Origin of the sequence: Bacillus sp. FSL P2-0099, assembly GCF_038007445.1 — a bacterium.
GTDB classification, from domain to species: domain Bacteria; phylum Bacillota; class Bacilli; order Bacillales; family Bacillaceae_G; genus Bacillus_A; species Bacillus_A mycoides.
The window spans coordinates 3,410,896-3,428,821 of sequence record NZ_JBBOXE010000001.1 but is presented as its reverse complement, the minus strand read 5'-3'; the positions used below and the strand labels follow the sequence as shown (position 1 = coordinate 3,428,821).

The 17,926-nt window shown below is 34.5% G+C and carries 18 protein-coding genes and 1 riboswitch; of the genes, 14 read left to right on the top strand and 4 right to left on the bottom strand.

The annotated features are described in order from the left end of the window. Positions 1-298: 298 nt before the first annotated feature. Together MKY90_RS17680 and MKY90_RS17675 are read right to left on the bottom strand one after the other, a co-directional pair. Positions 299-1,390 carry a DUF3900 domain-containing protein gene (locus MKY90_RS17680; protein WP_002014380.1) on the bottom strand — a complete coding sequence of 364 codons (1,092 nt, stop codon included), beginning with the start codon at positions 1,388-1,390 and terminating at the stop codon, positions 299-301. 115 nt (positions 1,391-1,505) lie between these two features. Continuing rightward, positions 1,506-1,832: a hypothetical protein gene (locus tag MKY90_RS17675; protein WP_002087720.1), complete on the bottom strand. Its 327-nt coding sequence runs from the start codon at positions 1,830-1,832 to the stop codon at positions 1,506-1,508. Between the two features lie 464 nt (positions 1,833-2,296). Between MKY90_RS17675 and MKY90_RS17670 the strand changes: the two genes are divergently transcribed. From MKY90_RS17670 to MKY90_RS17650, 5 genes are all read left to right on the top strand, one after another. Beyond that, entirely contained in the window at positions 2,297-3,208 is a 912-nt protein-coding gene (locus MKY90_RS17670) for a VanW family protein (protein WP_002128453.1), read from the top strand. Positions 3,209-3,445: 237 nt separating this feature from the next. Next, positions 3,446-3,552, top strand: a riboswitch (SAM riboswitch). A gap of 69 nt (positions 3,553-3,621) precedes the next feature. Further along, the gene (locus MKY90_RS17665; RefSeq protein ID WP_002066492.1) at positions 3,622-4,290 is read left to right on the top strand and encodes an amino acid ABC transporter permease; all 669 of its coding nucleotides are present in this window, start codon (positions 3,622-3,624) and stop codon (positions 4,288-4,290) included. Between the two features lie 19 nt (positions 4,291-4,309). Then, the gene (locus tag MKY90_RS17660) at positions 4,310-5,071 is read left to right on the top strand and encodes an amino acid ABC transporter ATP-binding protein (RefSeq protein ID WP_165689470.1); all 762 of its coding nucleotides are present in this window, start codon (positions 4,310-4,312) and stop codon (positions 5,069-5,071) included. Between the two features lie 11 nt (positions 5,072-5,082). Then, the gene (locus MKY90_RS17655; RefSeq protein WP_341092130.1) at positions 5,083-5,916 is read left to right on the top strand and encodes an amino acid ABC transporter substrate-binding protein; all 834 of its coding nucleotides are present in this window, start codon (positions 5,083-5,085) and stop codon (positions 5,914-5,916) included. Between the two features lie 33 nt (positions 5,917-5,949). After that, positions 5,950-6,858 (top strand): VOC family protein, encoded by a 909-nt coding sequence (locus MKY90_RS17650; protein WP_078185278.1) that lies wholly within the window; start codon positions 5,950-5,952, stop codon positions 6,856-6,858. 199 nt (positions 6,859-7,057) lie between these two features. On the opposite strand, the gene MKY90_RS17645 is transcribed toward MKY90_RS17650, so the two are convergent. Beyond that, positions 7,058-7,576: a GNAT family N-acetyltransferase gene (locus tag MKY90_RS17645; RefSeq protein WP_098168386.1), complete on the bottom strand. Its 519-nt coding sequence runs from the start codon at positions 7,574-7,576 to the stop codon at positions 7,058-7,060. A gap of 313 nt (positions 7,577-7,889) precedes the next feature. Between MKY90_RS17645 and MKY90_RS17640 the strand changes: the two genes are divergently transcribed. Further along, positions 7,890-8,567 (top strand): MgtC/SapB family protein, encoded by a 678-nt coding sequence (locus tag MKY90_RS17640; RefSeq protein ID WP_063219687.1) that lies wholly within the window; start codon positions 7,890-7,892, stop codon positions 8,565-8,567. 203 nt (positions 8,568-8,770) lie between these two features. Then, a complete protein-coding gene (gene colA / locus MKY90_RS17635; RefSeq protein ID WP_078205532.1) occupies positions 8,771-11,686 on the top strand; it encodes a collagenase ColA in 2,916 nt (971 codons plus the stop codon). 34 nt (positions 11,687-11,720) lie between these two features. Here the strand turns inward: colA and MKY90_RS17630 are convergent, their stop codons facing one another. After that, positions 11,721-12,224, bottom strand: a complete 504-nt coding sequence (locus tag MKY90_RS17630) for a GNAT family N-acetyltransferase (protein ID WP_002033615.1) — start codon at positions 12,222-12,224, stop codon at positions 11,721-11,723. 254 nt (positions 12,225-12,478) lie between these two features. On the opposite strand from MKY90_RS17630, the gene MKY90_RS17625 reads away from it, so the two are divergent. The 7 genes from MKY90_RS17625 to MKY90_RS17595 all read left to right on the top strand — a co-directional run bounded on the left by MKY90_RS17625 (position 12,479) and on the right by MKY90_RS17595 (position 17,663). Then, the gene (locus tag MKY90_RS17625) at positions 12,479-12,877 is read left to right on the top strand and encodes a DUF2871 family protein (RefSeq protein ID WP_002033617.1); all 399 of its coding nucleotides are present in this window, start codon (positions 12,479-12,481) and stop codon (positions 12,875-12,877) included. Positions 12,878-13,013: 136 nt separating this feature from the next. Further along, a complete protein-coding gene (locus MKY90_RS17620) occupies positions 13,014-14,405 on the top strand; it encodes an FAD-binding oxidoreductase (RefSeq protein ID WP_078205530.1) in 1,392 nt (463 codons plus the stop codon). Positions 14,406-14,411: 6 nt separating this feature from the next. Continuing rightward, a complete protein-coding gene (locus MKY90_RS17615; RefSeq protein ID WP_012261366.1) occupies positions 14,412-14,759 on the top strand; it encodes a DUF4260 domain-containing protein in 348 nt (115 codons plus the stop codon). 24 nt (positions 14,760-14,783) lie between these two features. Further along, complete coding sequence (locus MKY90_RS17610; protein WP_012261365.1) at positions 14,784-15,320, top strand: GrpB family protein; 537 nt, start codon at positions 14,784-14,786, stop codon at positions 15,318-15,320. Between the two features lie 187 nt (positions 15,321-15,507). After that, positions 15,508-16,113, top strand: a complete 606-nt coding sequence (locus MKY90_RS17605) for an FMN-binding negative transcriptional regulator (protein WP_215599439.1) — start codon at positions 15,508-15,510, stop codon at positions 16,111-16,113. Positions 16,114-16,359: 246 nt separating this feature from the next. After that, the gene (locus tag MKY90_RS17600; RefSeq protein WP_002128443.1) at positions 16,360-17,472 is read left to right on the top strand and encodes a response regulator aspartate phosphatase; all 1,113 of its coding nucleotides are present in this window, start codon (positions 16,360-16,362) and stop codon (positions 17,470-17,472) included. After that, entirely contained in the window at positions 17,472-17,663 is a 192-nt protein-coding gene (locus tag MKY90_RS17595; protein ID WP_002165311.1) for a Phr family secreted Rap phosphatase inhibitor, read from the top strand. Before MKY90_RS17600 ends, MKY90_RS17595 begins: the two co-directional genes overlap by 1 nt. The last annotated feature ends 263 nt before the right edge of the window (positions 17,664-17,926 follow it).

The following is a 17,926-nucleotide window of genomic DNA, read 5'->3' as shown; positions in this document are numbered from 1 at the left end:
AACATACATAATGACTAAAAGGAAAAACACCAAAAACTTATAGAAGGACTTGGTCAACTAGGAATATTGAAGTAGATGTCTCTCATGGAAATACGCTTGTACAACAAGGAAGGAATCTGCTTGATTCTACAAGAAATGTCATCTTGGACCAAAAATATTTTTTGAAAATAAGCATATTTGTTATAAAGAAGAAAAACCGATTCTTAGTAGAATCGGTTTTTAGTATAAATGTCAACTATGTCCCAAATAAAAGAGCGCTTGTTAATAGAGCTCAGTAAAAATAGGTATATGGAAGCATTTATTCGATCCCATTCGGATCATAAGAATACTGCTGTTTATTCTCAATCCGCTCAATTACGTCTTGTAATTCATCCGGCTTCAAAAACTCAATTGGAGAGAAGCCTTTCTCAAACGTAAGTGTATCAGCCTCAATCATTAATACATATCGGTCGTTTACCTTTGCAATATGTATTAGGTCTCCGAAATCAGCAAGCAAAGCCTTCACAGAGATATGATCTGCTTTTAGCTTTAATTCCACTTCAGGGGCGTGCTCGACGATTTGAGCGGTAGCTTCCATTACTTCTTCTGTTGAAAATTGTTCCATAATTTCGCGTTTCGGACTGGCAGCCCATACTTCCATCGCTTGGTCGAACTGTTCACGTTCTTCAGTACCTTCTTCAAATACATCTTCAATTTGGTCGTATACCATGTCCATTACTTGTGTTTTCATAATTTCAGGCATAGAGCGTTCGTATTCGACGAATTTTAAGAAGTCTTCAAAGTAGCGGGCGTGTGATGCTTGGTGTATTTTTAGTTCGCCAGGCTCCACCATACCTTCTTCAGGCATGTATGGGTACTGGATAGATTTCATATTCTTTGTTGTGATGGCCATTTCAACGTTACGAATAAGTGTTGATTCATCAGAAATGGAAGCAACCTTTGGTTCGAAGTCACATTTCATTACGAATACGAATGGATCATCAAAGTATTTGCGTAGTTTTGCTTGAGCGATTAAAAACACACCACCACGTACAGCGCTTGTGTCAAGGTATGTATAAACGAGAGGTTCGCTCATATCTTTGAAGTTTTCTTTTGTTTCTGCAAAGCGAATACGATTAAATAAGTTGTAATGAGGGTTTGAATCGAGTTCATGCCCTTCTTCTACAATAAAGCGACCGATCTTCGTTGGGGCTTGTTCTGTTTTTGCGTGACGTTCTACTTTTCGCTTTGAAATTTTTAATAATTCACCATTCAAAAATTCTTTTAAAGAGCTATCTTCATACTCTTCAGCGTCTAATGTTTGAAAATGTTTATAGCGCTTATCAACTGCTTCACCTTTTCCTTCTACTTGTACTACATAAAAGGAAAGAAAATTTATTTCAAAATCCATATTTATCACCTTGTTTCATTTCATTAACTCTTATCAGTATAGAGATGGAAAAAACTTTCGTCAATTTATATAAGGAAGGGGGAGCCCCTTCCTTATATATTTGTTATTTTCGAAATTAAAATCCGTCTTCTAATGCTGAAAATGGAATATTTAGCCTATTTTCTACTGTACGTAAACGCTGATTTAAGCGGTTTAATCTACGCGTATGACGCTCAACTGTGTTTTCTAGTTGACGTACTCTTTGCTCAAGCTCATTTACTCGTCTTTCTAATTGACGGTTTCCAGTACCAGGGAAAGAGATTGGAAGTTGAAATTGTCGATTTTGATCATATGGATTAACTTGTTCTGTTTGATCTATATATTGTTGGTATTGTGCCTGTAAATCATACTGAGGTTGGTAACCATATTGGTTATATGGATCATAAGGATTGTAGGGATACATAAAAACATCCTCCATTTCTTTATAATAGGTTAAATTCATCATAATGTATGTGCAAAAGCGGAGTAGTGGCACGGCAAATACCTATATACCTGAAGTGAATGATTGTTTTTACCGATAAAAGCTCGGTTTAAGTTGTTAATAATGATCACATATGAGAAAGCGGTATTGCGGTTTCTGAAGCATGCAGGTGAATAGAGAGGTGAAATGAAAGGGTGTTACATTTGTATTTCATCTGTTGAATGGTATATACTGGATGGAGATAGGTTGCATAAAAGTTACAATTTTATCAAACTCGAAAATTTATATAAATATGTATAGACATTTACAAAAGAAAAGAGTAATTTTAATAGAGTAAAAAACAACTTGTAACATTTTCTAAATATATTGTAAAATGATTGTAACAAAAGATACATAAAAATGAAATAATACATAAGAAATAATGTTGGGGAAAAGGAGAGAGTATATTGTTCCGAAAAATAAAGGGTATATTAGTAGGGGTGCTATGCGTAGCTGTAGTAAGTGGTTGTGGTACAAAAGTAAGTGATGTGGCATTAGTAAGTGATTTTGGTGGGAATGTTGTAGAGGCTAAGGCTGATGTACAGGATTCAATTAGCTTAGTGGATGGGCGTACTGGTACTGAAGTGAAAAAAATAGACTTATCGAGTTTAGGTTATTTTGAAGATGAGGCGAAATTCAAAAAATCCGTAACGAAGGTTGCAGGTGAAGTCGGGAAAAGTGTTGACAAAAAGATGGTCCCTTCACGTATAGCATCTGATGGATCATGGCAAGAAGGAAAGCCTTCTTTTGAATTAATGGAAAAAGAATTAGTAGATAAATTATTAAACGTTGGTATGTGGGATTCTTCATATCAGTTACCTATCGTTGAGAAAAAGCCTACCGCAACATTAAGTGATGCGCAAGGAAGTGGCACGGTAATTGGTAGATATGAAACGAATTTAGGTGGATCAGCAGGTGGCCGTATTGAGAATATTCGTTTGTCGGCAGCGAGCATAAATGGAGTTGTATTAGCAAAAGGAGACAGTTTCTCTTTCAATGCATTAATCGGTGATACAACGCCAGATAAAGGGTATCAATTAGGTAAAGAAATTGTAGATGGTAAATTAGTAGATGGTTATGGTGGTGGCGTTTGTCAAACATCATCAACGCTATACAATGCAGCAGATCAAGCTGGTTTGAAAATGGTAGAGAGAACTACACATTCTAAAACAGTAGGTTATGTCCCTCAGGGAAGAGATGCAACAATTGCGTATCCATATTTAGATTTAGTATTTGAAAACACGAATGATGCTCCTGTTAAGCTTTATATGGGCATTCAGGGCGGAAAGTTAGTTGCTGAAGTACATAAGATGAAATAAATATGTAGTTAAAGGATAAGAAAGTAAAATATTTATAGTTTCTATAATTGAAGCCATCTCTTCTGAATTTCAGAGGAGATGGCTTTTGTGTACAGTTTATTAAGAATAGTAAATTCATGTATTACTAGTATGTTCGAAAAAGGGTTGAGTTTAATTCTTAGTTTTCCTATTGACATTGTTTAATTTTAACTGTATTCTTCATAATAACAACTAAATAAATGGAAAAATTTATTAGTTTTCTTATCAAGAGAGATGGAGGGACTGGCCCGGTGAAATCTCAGCAACAGGCTAAAAAAGCACTGTGCTAATTCCAGCAAACGTAAAAGGCGTTTGGAAGATGAAGGGAAATGGATTAACATTCAACTCTTCTTATATGTGTAAGAAGAGTTTTTTGTTTAGAGAGGGGGGATAGCGTGAAATTTGATGTAGCGTATTTTTTAGAAAGTTTTCCGCAATTATTTAAGTATGTATACATAACTTTAGGGATTACTGTAGTTTCAATGATTATTTCTTTCTTTATAGGGATTGGCTTGGCGATCATTACAAAAAACAAAACGAAATTTTTATATCCAATTGCAAGGGTGTATATCTCTTTCTTTAGAGGGACACCGTTATTAGTTCAATTGTTTGTGTTATATTTCGGATTGCCACAAATATCTCCGGCTTTTACAGTACTTACAGCTATGCAAGCAACTTTAATTGGCCTCAGTTTAAATAATGCTGCTTATTTGTCAGAAATCATTCGAGGTTCATTAAATGCTGTGGAATCAGGGCAAATGGATGCTTGTTTATCAGTTGGAATGACAAAAGCACAAGCGATGCGACAAATTATCTTTCCGCAGGCTATTCGTGTAGCAGTGCCGTCACTTGGAAATAATTTTGTTGGATTGTTAAAAGAATCTTCGTTATCTTTTGCACTTGGAGTGGCTGAAATATTGGCACAAGCGAAAATGCTGGCGGCACAATCGTATCGTTACATGGAAAGCTATTTAGCGGTAGCGATTGTGTATTGGATTATTACAATCGTAATCAGCTGGGGACAGAAAAGGTTGGAGAAGAAACTTGATGCACCGTATTTATAAGAGAAATGAGGTGATATATGTGATCGAGTTGAAAAAATTGTATAAATCTTACAAACATAATGAAGTGCTGAGAGGAATCTCACTTACTGTAAAAAAAGGGGAAGTGGTAGTAATTATTGGACCTTCTGGTTCAGGGAAATCGACATTACTACGATGTTTAAATTTATTAGAACAACCGGATGATGGCAGTATTAGAATTGAAGATTTAGAGATTCATACGAAGAAACTTTATCAAAAAGAAATCATAAAATTACGTCAAAAAACAGCTATGGTTTTTCAAAACTATAATTTATTTAAAAATAAAACAGCATTGCAAAATATTACAACAGCATTAACGGTTGTACAGAAAAAAAGTGAAGAAGAGGCAAATGGAATAGCGAGAGAAATATTAAAGCAAGTAGGCTTAGCTGATAAAGAAGATTTTTATCCGACGATGTTATCAGGTGGACAACAGCAAAGGGTAGGGATTGCTAGGGCAATGGCTTTAAATCCAGCTGTATTATTGTTTGATGAACCGACTTCAGCACTTGATCCAGAATTAGTTAATGAGGTATTACAAGTTATTAAAGACTTGGCAAGACAACATATAACGATGGTTATTGTTACACATGAAATGAATTTTGCAAAAGAGGTGGCTGATCGCGTTATTTTTATGGCTGATGGAATTATCGTAGAGCAGGGAACGCCAGAAGAGATTTTTCGAAACCCACAAAATGAACGTACGAAAAAGTTTTTACGGCAATTAAATGCATCTGAAGAAGGAAATCATTTCGTTATTTAGGAGGAAGAGTTATGAGAAAATCGTCATTATTACTAACATTAGCATTAATACTATCTGTTGGAGCTTTGTCTGCATGTGGTTCTAATGCAGCAAGTAAAAAGACAGATGAAAAAGTAGTGAAAGTTGGGACTTCTGCAGGTCGTAGCCCATTTATATTTAAAGAGGGTGAGAAAGTAAAAGGTTTTGATGCTGAAATTATTGAAGCGGCTGCTAAAAAAGCTGGATATAAAGTAGAATGGAATGTTTCTGATTTTGAAGGATTATTCGGTTTATTAGATTCAGGCCGTATTGATACGATTGCAAATGAATTATCCGTTTCTCCGGAAAGAAAAAAGAAATATGACTTTTCGATACCGTATGTGTATTCAGGTTCTGTTTTTGCGGTGAAGAAAAATAATAATACAATTAAATCGCTAGAGGATCTAAAAGGAAAGACTGTAGGTGTTGGACTTGGTACAGCAGGAGAGCAAGAGTTAAAAGCTTTAAATAAAAATAATGCTTTTACGATTAAAACGTACTCAGAGGATCCAACGGCGGAATTGAACGAAGTAGGGTTTGGACGCGTCGATGCTTATTATAATGATAAAGTTCAAGTGGAAACAACAATAACAAAGGCGAAACTAGATAATGTCAAAGTTGGATTTGGCCCACTTGAATGGGGAGAGATTGCATTTCCATTTGCAAAAAAGAGTGAAAAGTTAGAAGATATAAACAAGGCGTTAAAAGAATTAGAGCAAGATGGAACATTAAGTGACATATCGAAAAAATGGCTAAAAGTTGATGCTACAAAAAATAAAATTAAGGTGTATTCGTTGAATGGGCCTATTGCCTATCAACTTACATAAAAAAACTAAAGGGAACTGGAGAGGACGTTATTCATGGTACAAATTCATCCGAAAACACGTATTGGTCATGTTGCATTTAAAGTAAAAGATCTAGAGCGTCAAATTGCTTTTTATGAGAATGTAGTAGGGTTAGAGGTAAGTAAGCAAGAGGGGAATAAAGCATATTTAACAGGAAAAGGTGGTAAGAATACGTTACTTGTTCTTGAGCAGTTGGAAGATGCAGCGCTACAAGAACCGCGTACGACGGGTATATATCACGTAGCCTTTTTAGTTCCGACTCGTGAAGCTTTTGCTTCGGCACTATTTGGTGTTATTCGCAATAAAAAGGTAATTGATAGTCCGGCTGAGCAAGAAGGGCGTTATACATATTCAAATGAAATTTTGCCAATTTCAAGATTTAATAGTGCAAGTGATCATACGTATAGTGAGGCGTTTTATTTACAAGATTTAGAGGGGAATGGTATCGAGATTTATGCAGATCGCCCTCGAGGTCAGTGGGGAGAAGGGCCAGGAGGAAGTACGCCACTTGATTTAAAAGAACTGGCAGTGCTCGTTGATTATGAGTTTGATGGCTTACCAGCCGAAACGGTGGTTGGACACGTCCATTTACGAATAGCTGATGTAGAAAAGTCACATGAGTTTTATGTAGAAACAGTAGGCTTTGAAGTGCAGCAGCGTGAAGATGATTGCTTATTTATTTCGGCAGGAGGGTATCATCACCATATCGGTGCAAATACGTGGAATGGAGTAAATAATCCGTATCCACCAGCACATGCAACTGGACTAAAAGTGTATACGATAGTACTACCGCATAAAGAAGCGTTAGATGAAGTGAAAGAAAGATTAATAGAAAAACAACATGAAATAAATGAAACTACAAATGGATTTACTGTAGTAGATCCAAGTGGTATTACAGTGCAGTTTGAAATAGAAGCAGTATAAAGTGAAACTTTAATCAGTGGGGGCTTTGTTCATCCCCACTGATTATTAGCCTTCACCAATCGGGCGTTTATGGGCAGTTAATCTCCCACCTAACTTCTTTGTTCCAGCTGAATTTTGAGGTGGGAGTTGTACTGCCCGTTAACGCGGGATAAAAGGAGCCAGAAAGTGTTTAATCACTTTCTGGCTTGTTTTTGATTATTTAGAGCTCAATCCAATACCTTCTCACAACATTCCCATCTTCTTCAGTGAAATCATCATCACGGAGACCTCCGTTATGTAAAATCGTTTTCTCTGAAGCAGTATTCACTTCGTCGCAAACGACAAGTGCTTTCGTGATGTTTAATTCTTTCGTTTTTTCTAATGATAACTCTAGTAACTTTGTAGCATAACCTTTTCTTCTTTCAGAAGGGCGAATACCATAACCGATATGGCCTCCAGCATTAAATAAATGCTCCGTCAAACTATGACGAATATTAACAGCTCCTACAATTTTATTTTCATTTGTAACAAGCCAATAAGTAGAATCTGGTACCCAAGTTTCAGGAATATTTATTCCGTTATGTGCGTCGTGTAATTCTCGAATCATTGCCGTGAAATTAGAAGGATTTTTTGAAATAACCCATGGAATCATCGTTTCACCGCTATCTTTCCATTCGTTATAAAAATCTAAATATTCTTCTTGTAAATCGGTAGTAGGTGCAAGTAAAGAGACGTTCATTGTTAGTAAGCTCCTTTTATTTATGTTTTATTTCACAAAAATTATGATATAAAATGAAAGCGTTTCCTTATTTTCTCAACCTCATTTCATCCAACTCATATGCCATTTTTAACTGAAAATAAGTTAGACGTTGAACTTTAAAGTTTTTTTGTATGAGAAGTAGGTTGTTTTATTTATGTTAATATTTAAAATATTAACATAAATAAGTTGAGATATTAAGTATATTTTAATGAAATGCTTTTATATCGATAAACGGATGTTTGTGATAATTTTTATTTTATCTATCTATAATGAATGAAAGGGGGAAGTGCCCGTGAGCTTACATATTGATTTTATTATACGAATCGGTGTTGCCGGTTTATTAGGAGCAATAATTGGAATTGAAAGGGAAATTCGCTCAAAAGAAGCTGGATTAAAAACACATTTCCTAGTAGCCGTAGGGAGTGCTTTAATAATGGTCGTTTCGAAATATGCTTTTTCGGATATTGTGTTTGAAGAACATATGGCTCTTGATCCGAGCCGGATTGCAGCGCAAGTTGTTAGTGGAGTTGGATTTTTAGGTGCAGGTACAATCATTATTCAAAAGCAGGCAGTGAAAGGATTAACGACAGCGGCTGGTTTATGGGCTACAGCAGGAATAGGGCTAGCAATTGGAGCAGGTATGTATGTTGTAGGGATTGGAGCGATGATTCTCGTTTTGATTGGTTTAGAGATGGTAAGTCGTATTTTTAAGGTGCAATTTTTATTTCCGCAAAATATAACGGTGCAAATGTGTATAAATAAACACGAAGCGGTACAACAAATAGTAGAGACGCTACGAGTGAAAGGTATTCCAATACTTTCATATGAAGTTGAAGCCTTACAGCAAGATACAGAAATAGTTTATAAGGTAGGAATGCAATTGAAAAATATATCGTCAGAAGAAAAGAATGCATTTATTCAGCATATGCAAACATTGCCGGAAATTACGTTTATAAAGTTAAAATCATAGTGTTGAAATAGAGGATAGATGTAGCAGGAATTTCGCTATTATCTATCCTTTTTTGACATGAATCACATGTGAAGTCAAGTGTTATTTTCGCTTTGAATGGATACATGTGTGAACGTTCCCTTCTTTTTTCTCAATACAGAATAAATAGTCAGAATAGTAAAATAATGGAGCGAGACACTAAAAAATGTAAGGTAGGGGAGAGCATGAAAGGCTATTCAAAAAAAGTTTTAGTAGGGGTAAGTTTTGCTAGTTTAATGTTAGGGAGTTTTCAAGGAAGCATATTGGCGGAAGATACTAAGGGAGAGCAAGTTTCATATCGAAATGTGCTAAAAATGGAGCCGGTTGGTGTACAACTGCCCGTGGAAGAATTAGCTCATTCATCGAAAGTATTAGAAAGCAAGTCTTTTGAGAAAAGGCTACAATTTGCTGATTTATCGCAAAGACCGCCTGAAGTAAAAAAGGAAAGTAAGCAATTAGCTGTAGCAAAAACTTATACAATTGCTGAATTAAATCAATTAAGCAATCAACAATTAGTAGATTTACTTGTAACAATCGATTGGGAGCAAATTACGGGGCTATTTCAGTTTAATAAAGACAGTCTTGCATTCTATCAAAATGATAGTAGGATGCAGGCAATTATTGATAAATTGAAGCAGCAAGGACAGGCTTATACGCAAGACGATTCAAAAGGGATTGAGACATTAGTGGAAGTTTTGCGATCAGGGTTTTATTTAGGATTTTATAATACAGAATTAAGTAAACTAAATGAACGTAGCTATCATGACAAGTGCTTACCTGCATTAAAAACGATTGCGAACAATCCAAATTTCAAACTCGGTACGTTAGAACAAAATAAAGTTGTATCATCATATGGGAAATTAATAGGAAATGCTTCGAGTGATGTGGAAACGATAACATCGGCTGCAAAGATTTTTAAGCAATATAATGATAATTTTTCTACATTGGTAGATAATCTTTCAGCTGGAAATGCGATTTACGATATTATGCAAGGTGTTGATTACGATATTCAATCGTATTTGTACGATACGAGAAAAGCACCGAAAGATACAGTATGGTACAAAAAAATAGATAGCTATATTAATGAATTAAGTAGATTCGCGTTAATGGGAACGATTACAGAGAAAAACGGATGGCTTATTAATAATGGAATTTATTATACAGGTAGACTCGGCACATTCCATAGTACAGGGACAAAAGGATTACAAGTTGTAACAGATGCGATGAAAATCTATCCTTATTTAGGTGAGCAATATTTCGTAGCAGCTGAGCAAATTACGACGAATTATGGCGGGAAAGATGCAAACGGTAACGTTGTTAATTTAGATCAAATACGAGAAGATGGGAAGAAAAAGTATTTGCCGAAAACGTATACGTTTGATGATGGTGCAATTGTTTTAAAAGCGGGAGATAAAGTGACTGAGGAGAAAGTTAAACGTTTATATTGGGCAGCAAAAGAAGTGAAGGCACAATTCCATCGTACGGTTGAAAGTGACCAACCGTTAGAAAAAGGAAATCCAGATGATGTATTAACGATGGTTATTTATAATAGCCCGGCTGAATATCAATTTAATCGTCAATTGTACGGGTATGAAACGAATAACGGCGGTCTTTATATAGAAGGAACAGGTACGTTCTTTACTTATGAACGTACGCCAGAAGAAAGTATTTATAGTTTAGAAGAATTGTTCCGACATGAATTCACGCATTATTTACAAGGTAGATATGAAGTGCCAGGACTTTGGGGACAAGGTAAGATGTATGAGAATGAGAGATTATCTTGGTTTGAAGAAGGGAATGCTGAGTTTTTTGCAGGTGCAACGAGAACGGACAACGTCGTTCCAAGAAAGAGTATTATAGGAGGACTATCTTCGAATCCAGCAGAACGTTATACCGCAGAGCGAACGTTAAATGCAAAGTATGGAACGTGGGATTTCTATAATTATTCCTTTGCTTTACAATCGTATATGTACAATAAGAGATACGATATGTTTGATAAAGTTCATGATCTTATTAGGAAAAATGATGTAACAGCATATGATGCATATCGCTCTGCTTTAAGTAAAGATGCGAATTTAAATAAAGAGTATCAAGACTATATGCAAATGTTAGTAGACAACCGTGAGAAATATAATGTTCCGTTAGTGTCAGATGATTATTTAGCAACTCATGCACCGAAACCAGTTTCAGATATTGCCGCAGAAATTACAGCGGAAGCAAAATTAAGTAATGTATCAGTAAAGAAAAATAAATCACAATTCTTTAATACATTTACACTGCAAGGAACGTATACAGGTACTGCTGCAAAAGGAGAAAATGAAGACTGGAAAACAATTACGCAAAACGTTAATGATACGTTAAAACGTTTAAGTGCAAAAGAATGGACAGGCTATAAAACTGTAACAGCATACTTTGTGAATTATCGTGTGAATGCATCAGGGCAATTTGAATATGATGTTGTGTTCCACGGTATTAATACAGAAGAAGGTGCAGTGAATAAAGCGCCGGTCGCGGTTATAAATGGTCCGTATAGCGGACATACGAATGAAGCGATCTCGTTTAAAAGCGATGGATCAAAAGATGAAGATGGGAAAATTATTTCTTATAAATGGGAGCTTGGTGATGGTACTGTAAGTAATGAACAAAATCCAACTCACGTTTATACAAAAGAAGGGACGTATACAGCGAAATTAACAGTAACAGACGATAAAGGGTTAACTAATACTGCTACAACAAGTGTAACGGTTCAAAAGAAAGAAGATAACAGTGTAGAAAAAGAGCCAAATAATTCATTCCAAACGGCAAATAAACTGCAGTTAAATCAAGTTTTACGTGCTAGTTTAGGAAACGGTGATACGAGTGATTACTTTGAAATAAATGTAGAAACTGCGAAAAACCTTCAAATTAATGTAACGAAGGAAAATAATATCGGAGTAAACTGGGTTCTTTATTCAGAAGCAGATTTAAATAATTATGTTACGTATGCACAGCAACAAGGAAATAAATTAGTAGGTAGTTACAATACGTATCCAGGGAAGTACTATTTACATGTATACCAGTATGGTGGTGGAACAGGGAATTATACGGTAGAAGTGAAGTGAAAAAAAGGGTCGCCATGAATGGCGACCTTTTTTGTTATGCGTTATACCCGAATAATTTTAGATTTTCTCCTGAGTCTGAAATTATTTTTTCGAATCGCAATCCTGCTTTTTCTAACAGCGTGCCTGAAGCAACATTATCTATAGAAGTAATTGCTACAATTCGTTTCAGTCCGAGCTTTTGTACACCGTATTCGATTACTGCAGCAGCTGATTCATAGCCGTACCCTTTTGAACGGAATTTTTCTAAAAAAGCAAAGCCGATATCAACATCTTCTAATGAATCTCTTTTAATAAGGCCGCACATACCAAGTGGAGTGAGATCTTCTTTTCGTTCAACTAAGTAAAGACCAAAGCCCATTTTATTGTACATATCGACGGGTCCGTTTAAGATGTATTTTTTTGCATCTTCTAAGTTTTTAATGCCTTTATCACCAATAAATTGAATCCATGCAGGATCATTTACTAATTCAAGAATAAACGGAGCATCTTTTACATCGAGCCAGCGAAGAGTGAGTCTTTCAGTTTCAAGAACTATCAATCTATTGCACCACCTTTAAAAGTTATAACAATTAGTATGGATTGTGCGAAATAAAAGTGCAAGTTATTTTAATTGAGAGTTACTGTTCACATAAAGTTCGATTGTTTTGTATAAAAGGATATTTTATAATTAGGATTGATTGTAAAGAGTGAGATACTTATACAATGACTCCTAGGAAACTAGGAGTTTTTACTATATAACTATCATTATTACTAAATATGACACACTACACATTCTACTCAAGGAGGTACATAATGAAGAAATTATATAATGCATCGTTTACTTATTTGATTATCGGTTTATTGTCAGGAATATTTGCTAGGGAGTATGGGAAATATAAAGGGATTTTAGGCTCTACTTTATTAAATCTTTTGCATACGCATACGTTAGTACTTGGCTTTTTCTTCTTTTTAATTGCTTTAGGATTAGCGAAAGTATTCGCGTTTCATGAAGTGAAAGGATTTAATAACTGGTTTATTTTACATAATATCGCATTAACTTTAATGTTAGGATCGCTGGCAGCGAGAGGACTTCTTCAACTAAATGGAGCGGACTTTAAAGGGTTAACTTATATTGTAGGGTTCTCTCATTCTATGATGGCATTTACTTTAGTTTGGTTTATGATTTTATTGAAAAAATCGTCTAAAATATAGTTTTAAAAAAGAACTTGTAGGGAATACTGCAAGTTCTTTTTTGTATATAAAATTTCATAAATTTAACTATTCTAATTATTTTGTATAAAAATGGTATAATTAATGTAGAGTAAATAATATAAAAGGAGAGTATGTAATGGAAATAACAATTGAGCGTTTAGTAAATGAATTAAAGGATGTACTTCCTGAAGATCAAGTAGTGGTTAATAAGACAGTAAGAGAGTTACATAGTAAAGATGAATCTTACCATAATAGTAGTTTACCTGATGTAGTTGTTTTTCCAAAAACGACGGAAGAGGTTAGAGCAATAATGAAAGTAGCGAGTGAGCATAAAAAACCTGTCATTCCATTTGGAGTAGGTTCTAGTTTAGAAGGTCATATAATTCCTTATGAAAAGGGGATTACAGTTGATTTTTCATTAATGAACAAAATACTTGAAATAAGAGAGAAAGATTTTCTTGTGAAAGTACAACCAGGAGTGACTCGTTCTCAGCTCAATAAAGAATTGAAAAAGTACGGTTTGTTTTTTAGTGTAGATCCAGGTGCAGATGCAACGTTAGGGGGCATGGCTGCTACGAATGCGAGCGGAACGACAGCGGTTAAGTATGGCGTAATGCGTGATCAAGTTCGTGATTTAGAAGTGGTGCTTGCTGATGGGCAAGTGATACATACTGGCAATTTAGCGGCGAAGTCATCATCAGGTTATCATTTAAATGGTATTTTCGTAGGATCAGAGGGTACGCTTGGATGCTTTACAGAGCTAACATTAAAAGTATACGGCATACCAGAACATGTTATGGCTGCGAGAGCATCGTTTCCAACTATAAATGATGCAGTAGAAGCTGTTATTAATATACTGCAAGCTGGCATTCCAATTGCGAGAATAGAACTTGTTGATGAATTATCTATGAAACAAGTAAATCATTATAATGAGACAAATTACAGAGAAGAACCAACACTGTTTTTAGAGTTTCACGGAAATGAAGCAGGGCTAACGCAAGATATCGAGTTTACGAAGGAAATTGTTTTTGATCATAAATGTAAAGAAGTCGCTTTTGAAACTGAAACTGCCGCAAGAAATAAATTATGGGATGCAAGGCATAATTTAGCTTATTCTTACGTGCATAGTTATCCTGGTAAAAAGCTAATGAGTACAGATGTTTGTGTACCAATTTCGGAATTAGCTGGCGCAATACAACATGCGAAAGAGACATTAGATAAAGTGGGACTTGTTGGTGGTATTCTTGGCCATGTAGGAGACGGGAATTTTCACGTGCTCTTAATGATTGATCCAAATGATAAAGATGAAGTGAAAAAAGCGGATGAAATAAATGAAAGTATTGTACTGTATGCTCTTAAGCGTGGCGGAACTTGTACAGGAGAGCATGGCGTTGGAATAGGAAAGCAGAAGTATCAAGAAGAAGAACATGGTGCGGCATTATTGGTAATGGAGAAAATAAAGAAAGCTCTTGATCCGCAAAATATTTTAAATCCGAATAAAATTTTCAAGCTAACAGATAAGGAATGATGAAGTTTGGAGAAACGAATTATACACTTTGAAGGATTGGTGGTCTTATTAGCTGCAATTTATATATATGGATTATGTGGATTTAGTTGGTTATTATTTATTGTATTACTTTTTGCACCTGATTTAGCAATGGTGGCGTACGCTATTAACAAACGTATCGGTGCACAAATATATAATCTATTTCACACATATATCATATCAATATTACTTGTTTTAATAGGGGTCTATTTAAAGATGGATACGATTTTAATGATTGGTTTAATATGGACAGCACATATTGGAATGGATCGAATGCTTGGGTATGGATTGAAGTATGAAACTGATTTTAAGGATACGCATATTCAGAGGTTATAAAAGTGATTTGAGAAGGGTGGTCAATTGAAACAATTTATTACTGTTGAGAAATATAATACACAATGGGAAAGTGAATTTTGTAAATTACAGACGTTGATTAATAACGTAATGGGAGAACTCATTTTTTCTATAGAGCACGTTGGGAGTACATCTGTTAAAGGCCTTGCTTCTAAACCGATATTAGATGTCGATGTTGTAATAGAAGATTATGATGTTTTTCCAAAAGTAATAAATAGACTTGAACAGGTAGGTTATTTTCATCAAGAAGAGTGGAGTTTTAAGGGGAGAGAGGCTTTTGGGAGAAAGGGTCAATATGTTCCGAGGGACGGGAAGAATACAATTTGGATGGAACATCATTTATATGTATGCGATAAGAATAGTGAAGAGTTAAGAAGACATGTAGCGTTTCGTGAGTATCTTCGTGGAAATCCAAACGTTGTTATTGAATATGGAAAGCTAAAGAAAGAATTAGCGGAAACGGCGGAAAATCGCTTAAATTATAGCTTAGGTAAAACGGAATTTATTGAATATGTATTAGAAAAAGCTATGAAGGATCGTTGAATAAGGGAGTTTGTATAAATAAAAAAATTGACTAAGGTGGCAGAAATCATATAATGCCACCTATTATTTTTGAAACAAAGGTTTTACTATATGCACTGACCTTATAAAACAATTATCATCTGTCCCTGCCCAATAATAAATCTCGTAAATATAATGGGAAATAAGAAGATAAGAAAAGAGGGAGCTTATGTACATACCAAAACATTTCACTATACAAGATGAAGAGACGAAGTACGAAATGATTGAACAAAATAGCTTTGCAACTTTATTTTCTCAACATAACGGAGCACCGTACGCAACGCATTTACCGTTATTGTTAAATAGGGAAACACTTACTTTATCCGGGCATTTTGCACGTCCAAATGAGCAGTGGAAAGATAGTGGAAATCAACAAGTGTTAGCTATTTTTCAAGGGCCACATAGTTACATCTCTCCGTCATGGTATGAAACAAATAAAGCAGTACCAACATGGAACTATGTTGCGGTGCATGTATATGGAGAGTTGGAAATTGTTGAAGATGAACAGGAATTAATAGATTCTCTTCAAGATTTAGTACATAAATATGAAAATCCAAAGAGCACCTACTCACTGAATAATGTAGATCCGAATTATATGGAAGGATTAAGTAGGGGAATAGTTGGGTTTAGAATAAAGATAAATAAAATAGAAGGAAAAGCGAAGTTAAGTCAAAATCATTCTGTGGAGAGAAGAGAATTAGTTATAGAAGAACTTGAGAAAGTTGGGAGTGAAGGGAGCAGGGGGATTGCAGGGTTGATGAAGAAGGGTGTTTAAAATAATGGTGGAGTGTGAATACACATTTATAAAGTGTTAATATATTGTATTTATAGATTTTTATAGTGATTTAGACGCTGTATTTATGGGGGCGATTTTCTTTAGTGTTTTAAAAAATTTACAGCATGTGTGATTAATTTAATGGATTTAATGTTAAATAAATGTTGAGAAATATTAATGAGATATTTATATCTTAATATCTATTTGTTATTATTTATGTGAGAATATTCAAAAAAGGGGGATCTTATGAACATTCCAGTGAAGGGAAGCGAACAGGTTACAAAGCAACTTAATGAATGGTATCAAGCAATGTTACAACAACAATTGTCAAAAGCAACTAATTTAAAACAAGAAATTGATAAAAATATTGATGTTTTGAAACAAGAATCAAATAAAATGTTGCAAGAACAAAATTTATTATATTATTTCTTACTAGATTTTCGTTATAAAACGCTTGTTGATAGATTTAGTATTACAAAGAGAAGCTTTGACGAAATAGATTCTTTTAAAATTCCGACGGATGGTTTCTTATCTTATTATTATCATTTTTGTAAAGCGGTATATGCTACTATAATTAAAGATTATAAAGAAGCGAAAAAATATTATGAAAAAGCAGAGTTTCTTTTGAAAGACGTTCCAGAAGAAATTGAACAAGCTGAATTTCAATCTAAGTTAGCCTTATTCTATCATAATAATAATGAACCACTTTTAGCTGTTCACTATGCAACTATTTCAAAAGATATCTTCTCTAAACACCAAGGTTATGAAAGTAATACTGCTTCTTGCGAAAATACTATTGGAATGAGTTGTGTATCTCTAAAACAGTTTGAACAGGCCGAGGAACATTTAAATTCTGCATTAAATTTATTACAAAAAAATAATGAAGAAAGATTAATTTCATTCGTGCGGCACAACTTAGGGTGGCTATATGCAAATCAAAACCTTTCTGAATTAGCTATCCGTCACTTATCAGAAGTAACAGAGAAAATACCTAATCATTTCAAAGCTGTTTTTTTACAAGCTAGGGAATATTCTAAGTTAGGTGAAACAAATGTATCTTCTATCCTTATTGAAAAAGGATTGGAACTTTGTTTAGAAGTAGAGAATGAAGAATATACACATCATTTCAATATTTTAAAAGCATTAAATAATAATGTGACTATCGAGGAATTAAAAAGGGTAATTGTTACAGGGATTTCTTATTTCAAAGAAGAGAATCTTTCTTATTATGTAGAAGAATATGCTGAGGTGATGGCAGCTAGGTTATATGAGGTGTGTGATTATAAAACGTCTAGTGAATATTTTTGTTTAAGTCTTGAAGCAAGAAAAACAAATTTAGCTAAAGGGGCGTTAAAATAATGAAGAAACTGAGTTTAATGGTAATGAGTTTAGCTGTTACAGGTATTACAGTTTTTACGATAAATACTACTCCAAAGATTCAACAAACAGCAACCGCAAATACTGTCGTCAATAAGTTACAATCGACTCACGGAGAAGGGTGGTCTCCAACGAGACCTGAGTTAGTATACTTAGAGGGAAGACAACTCTAAAGTATTATTTTAAGAGTGCTAGCTTTAGTTGATATTATTTACTGGCTTGTAAACATTAAAGGTTTACAAGCCAGTTTTTTGTTGTTAGAGCTACCTTCACATTATGTTGAAAGTAATCCGTCATAATTTTAAACTATTGTAATGAATTTTAATAAAAGATTGTTGAGGAATATAGTGAAGATATTGGAACATACAAATTCTCATTAGTTATATTAAAATGGATTCATTCTCTTCTCCTTTATTTTTTATCAACATTTGTACAA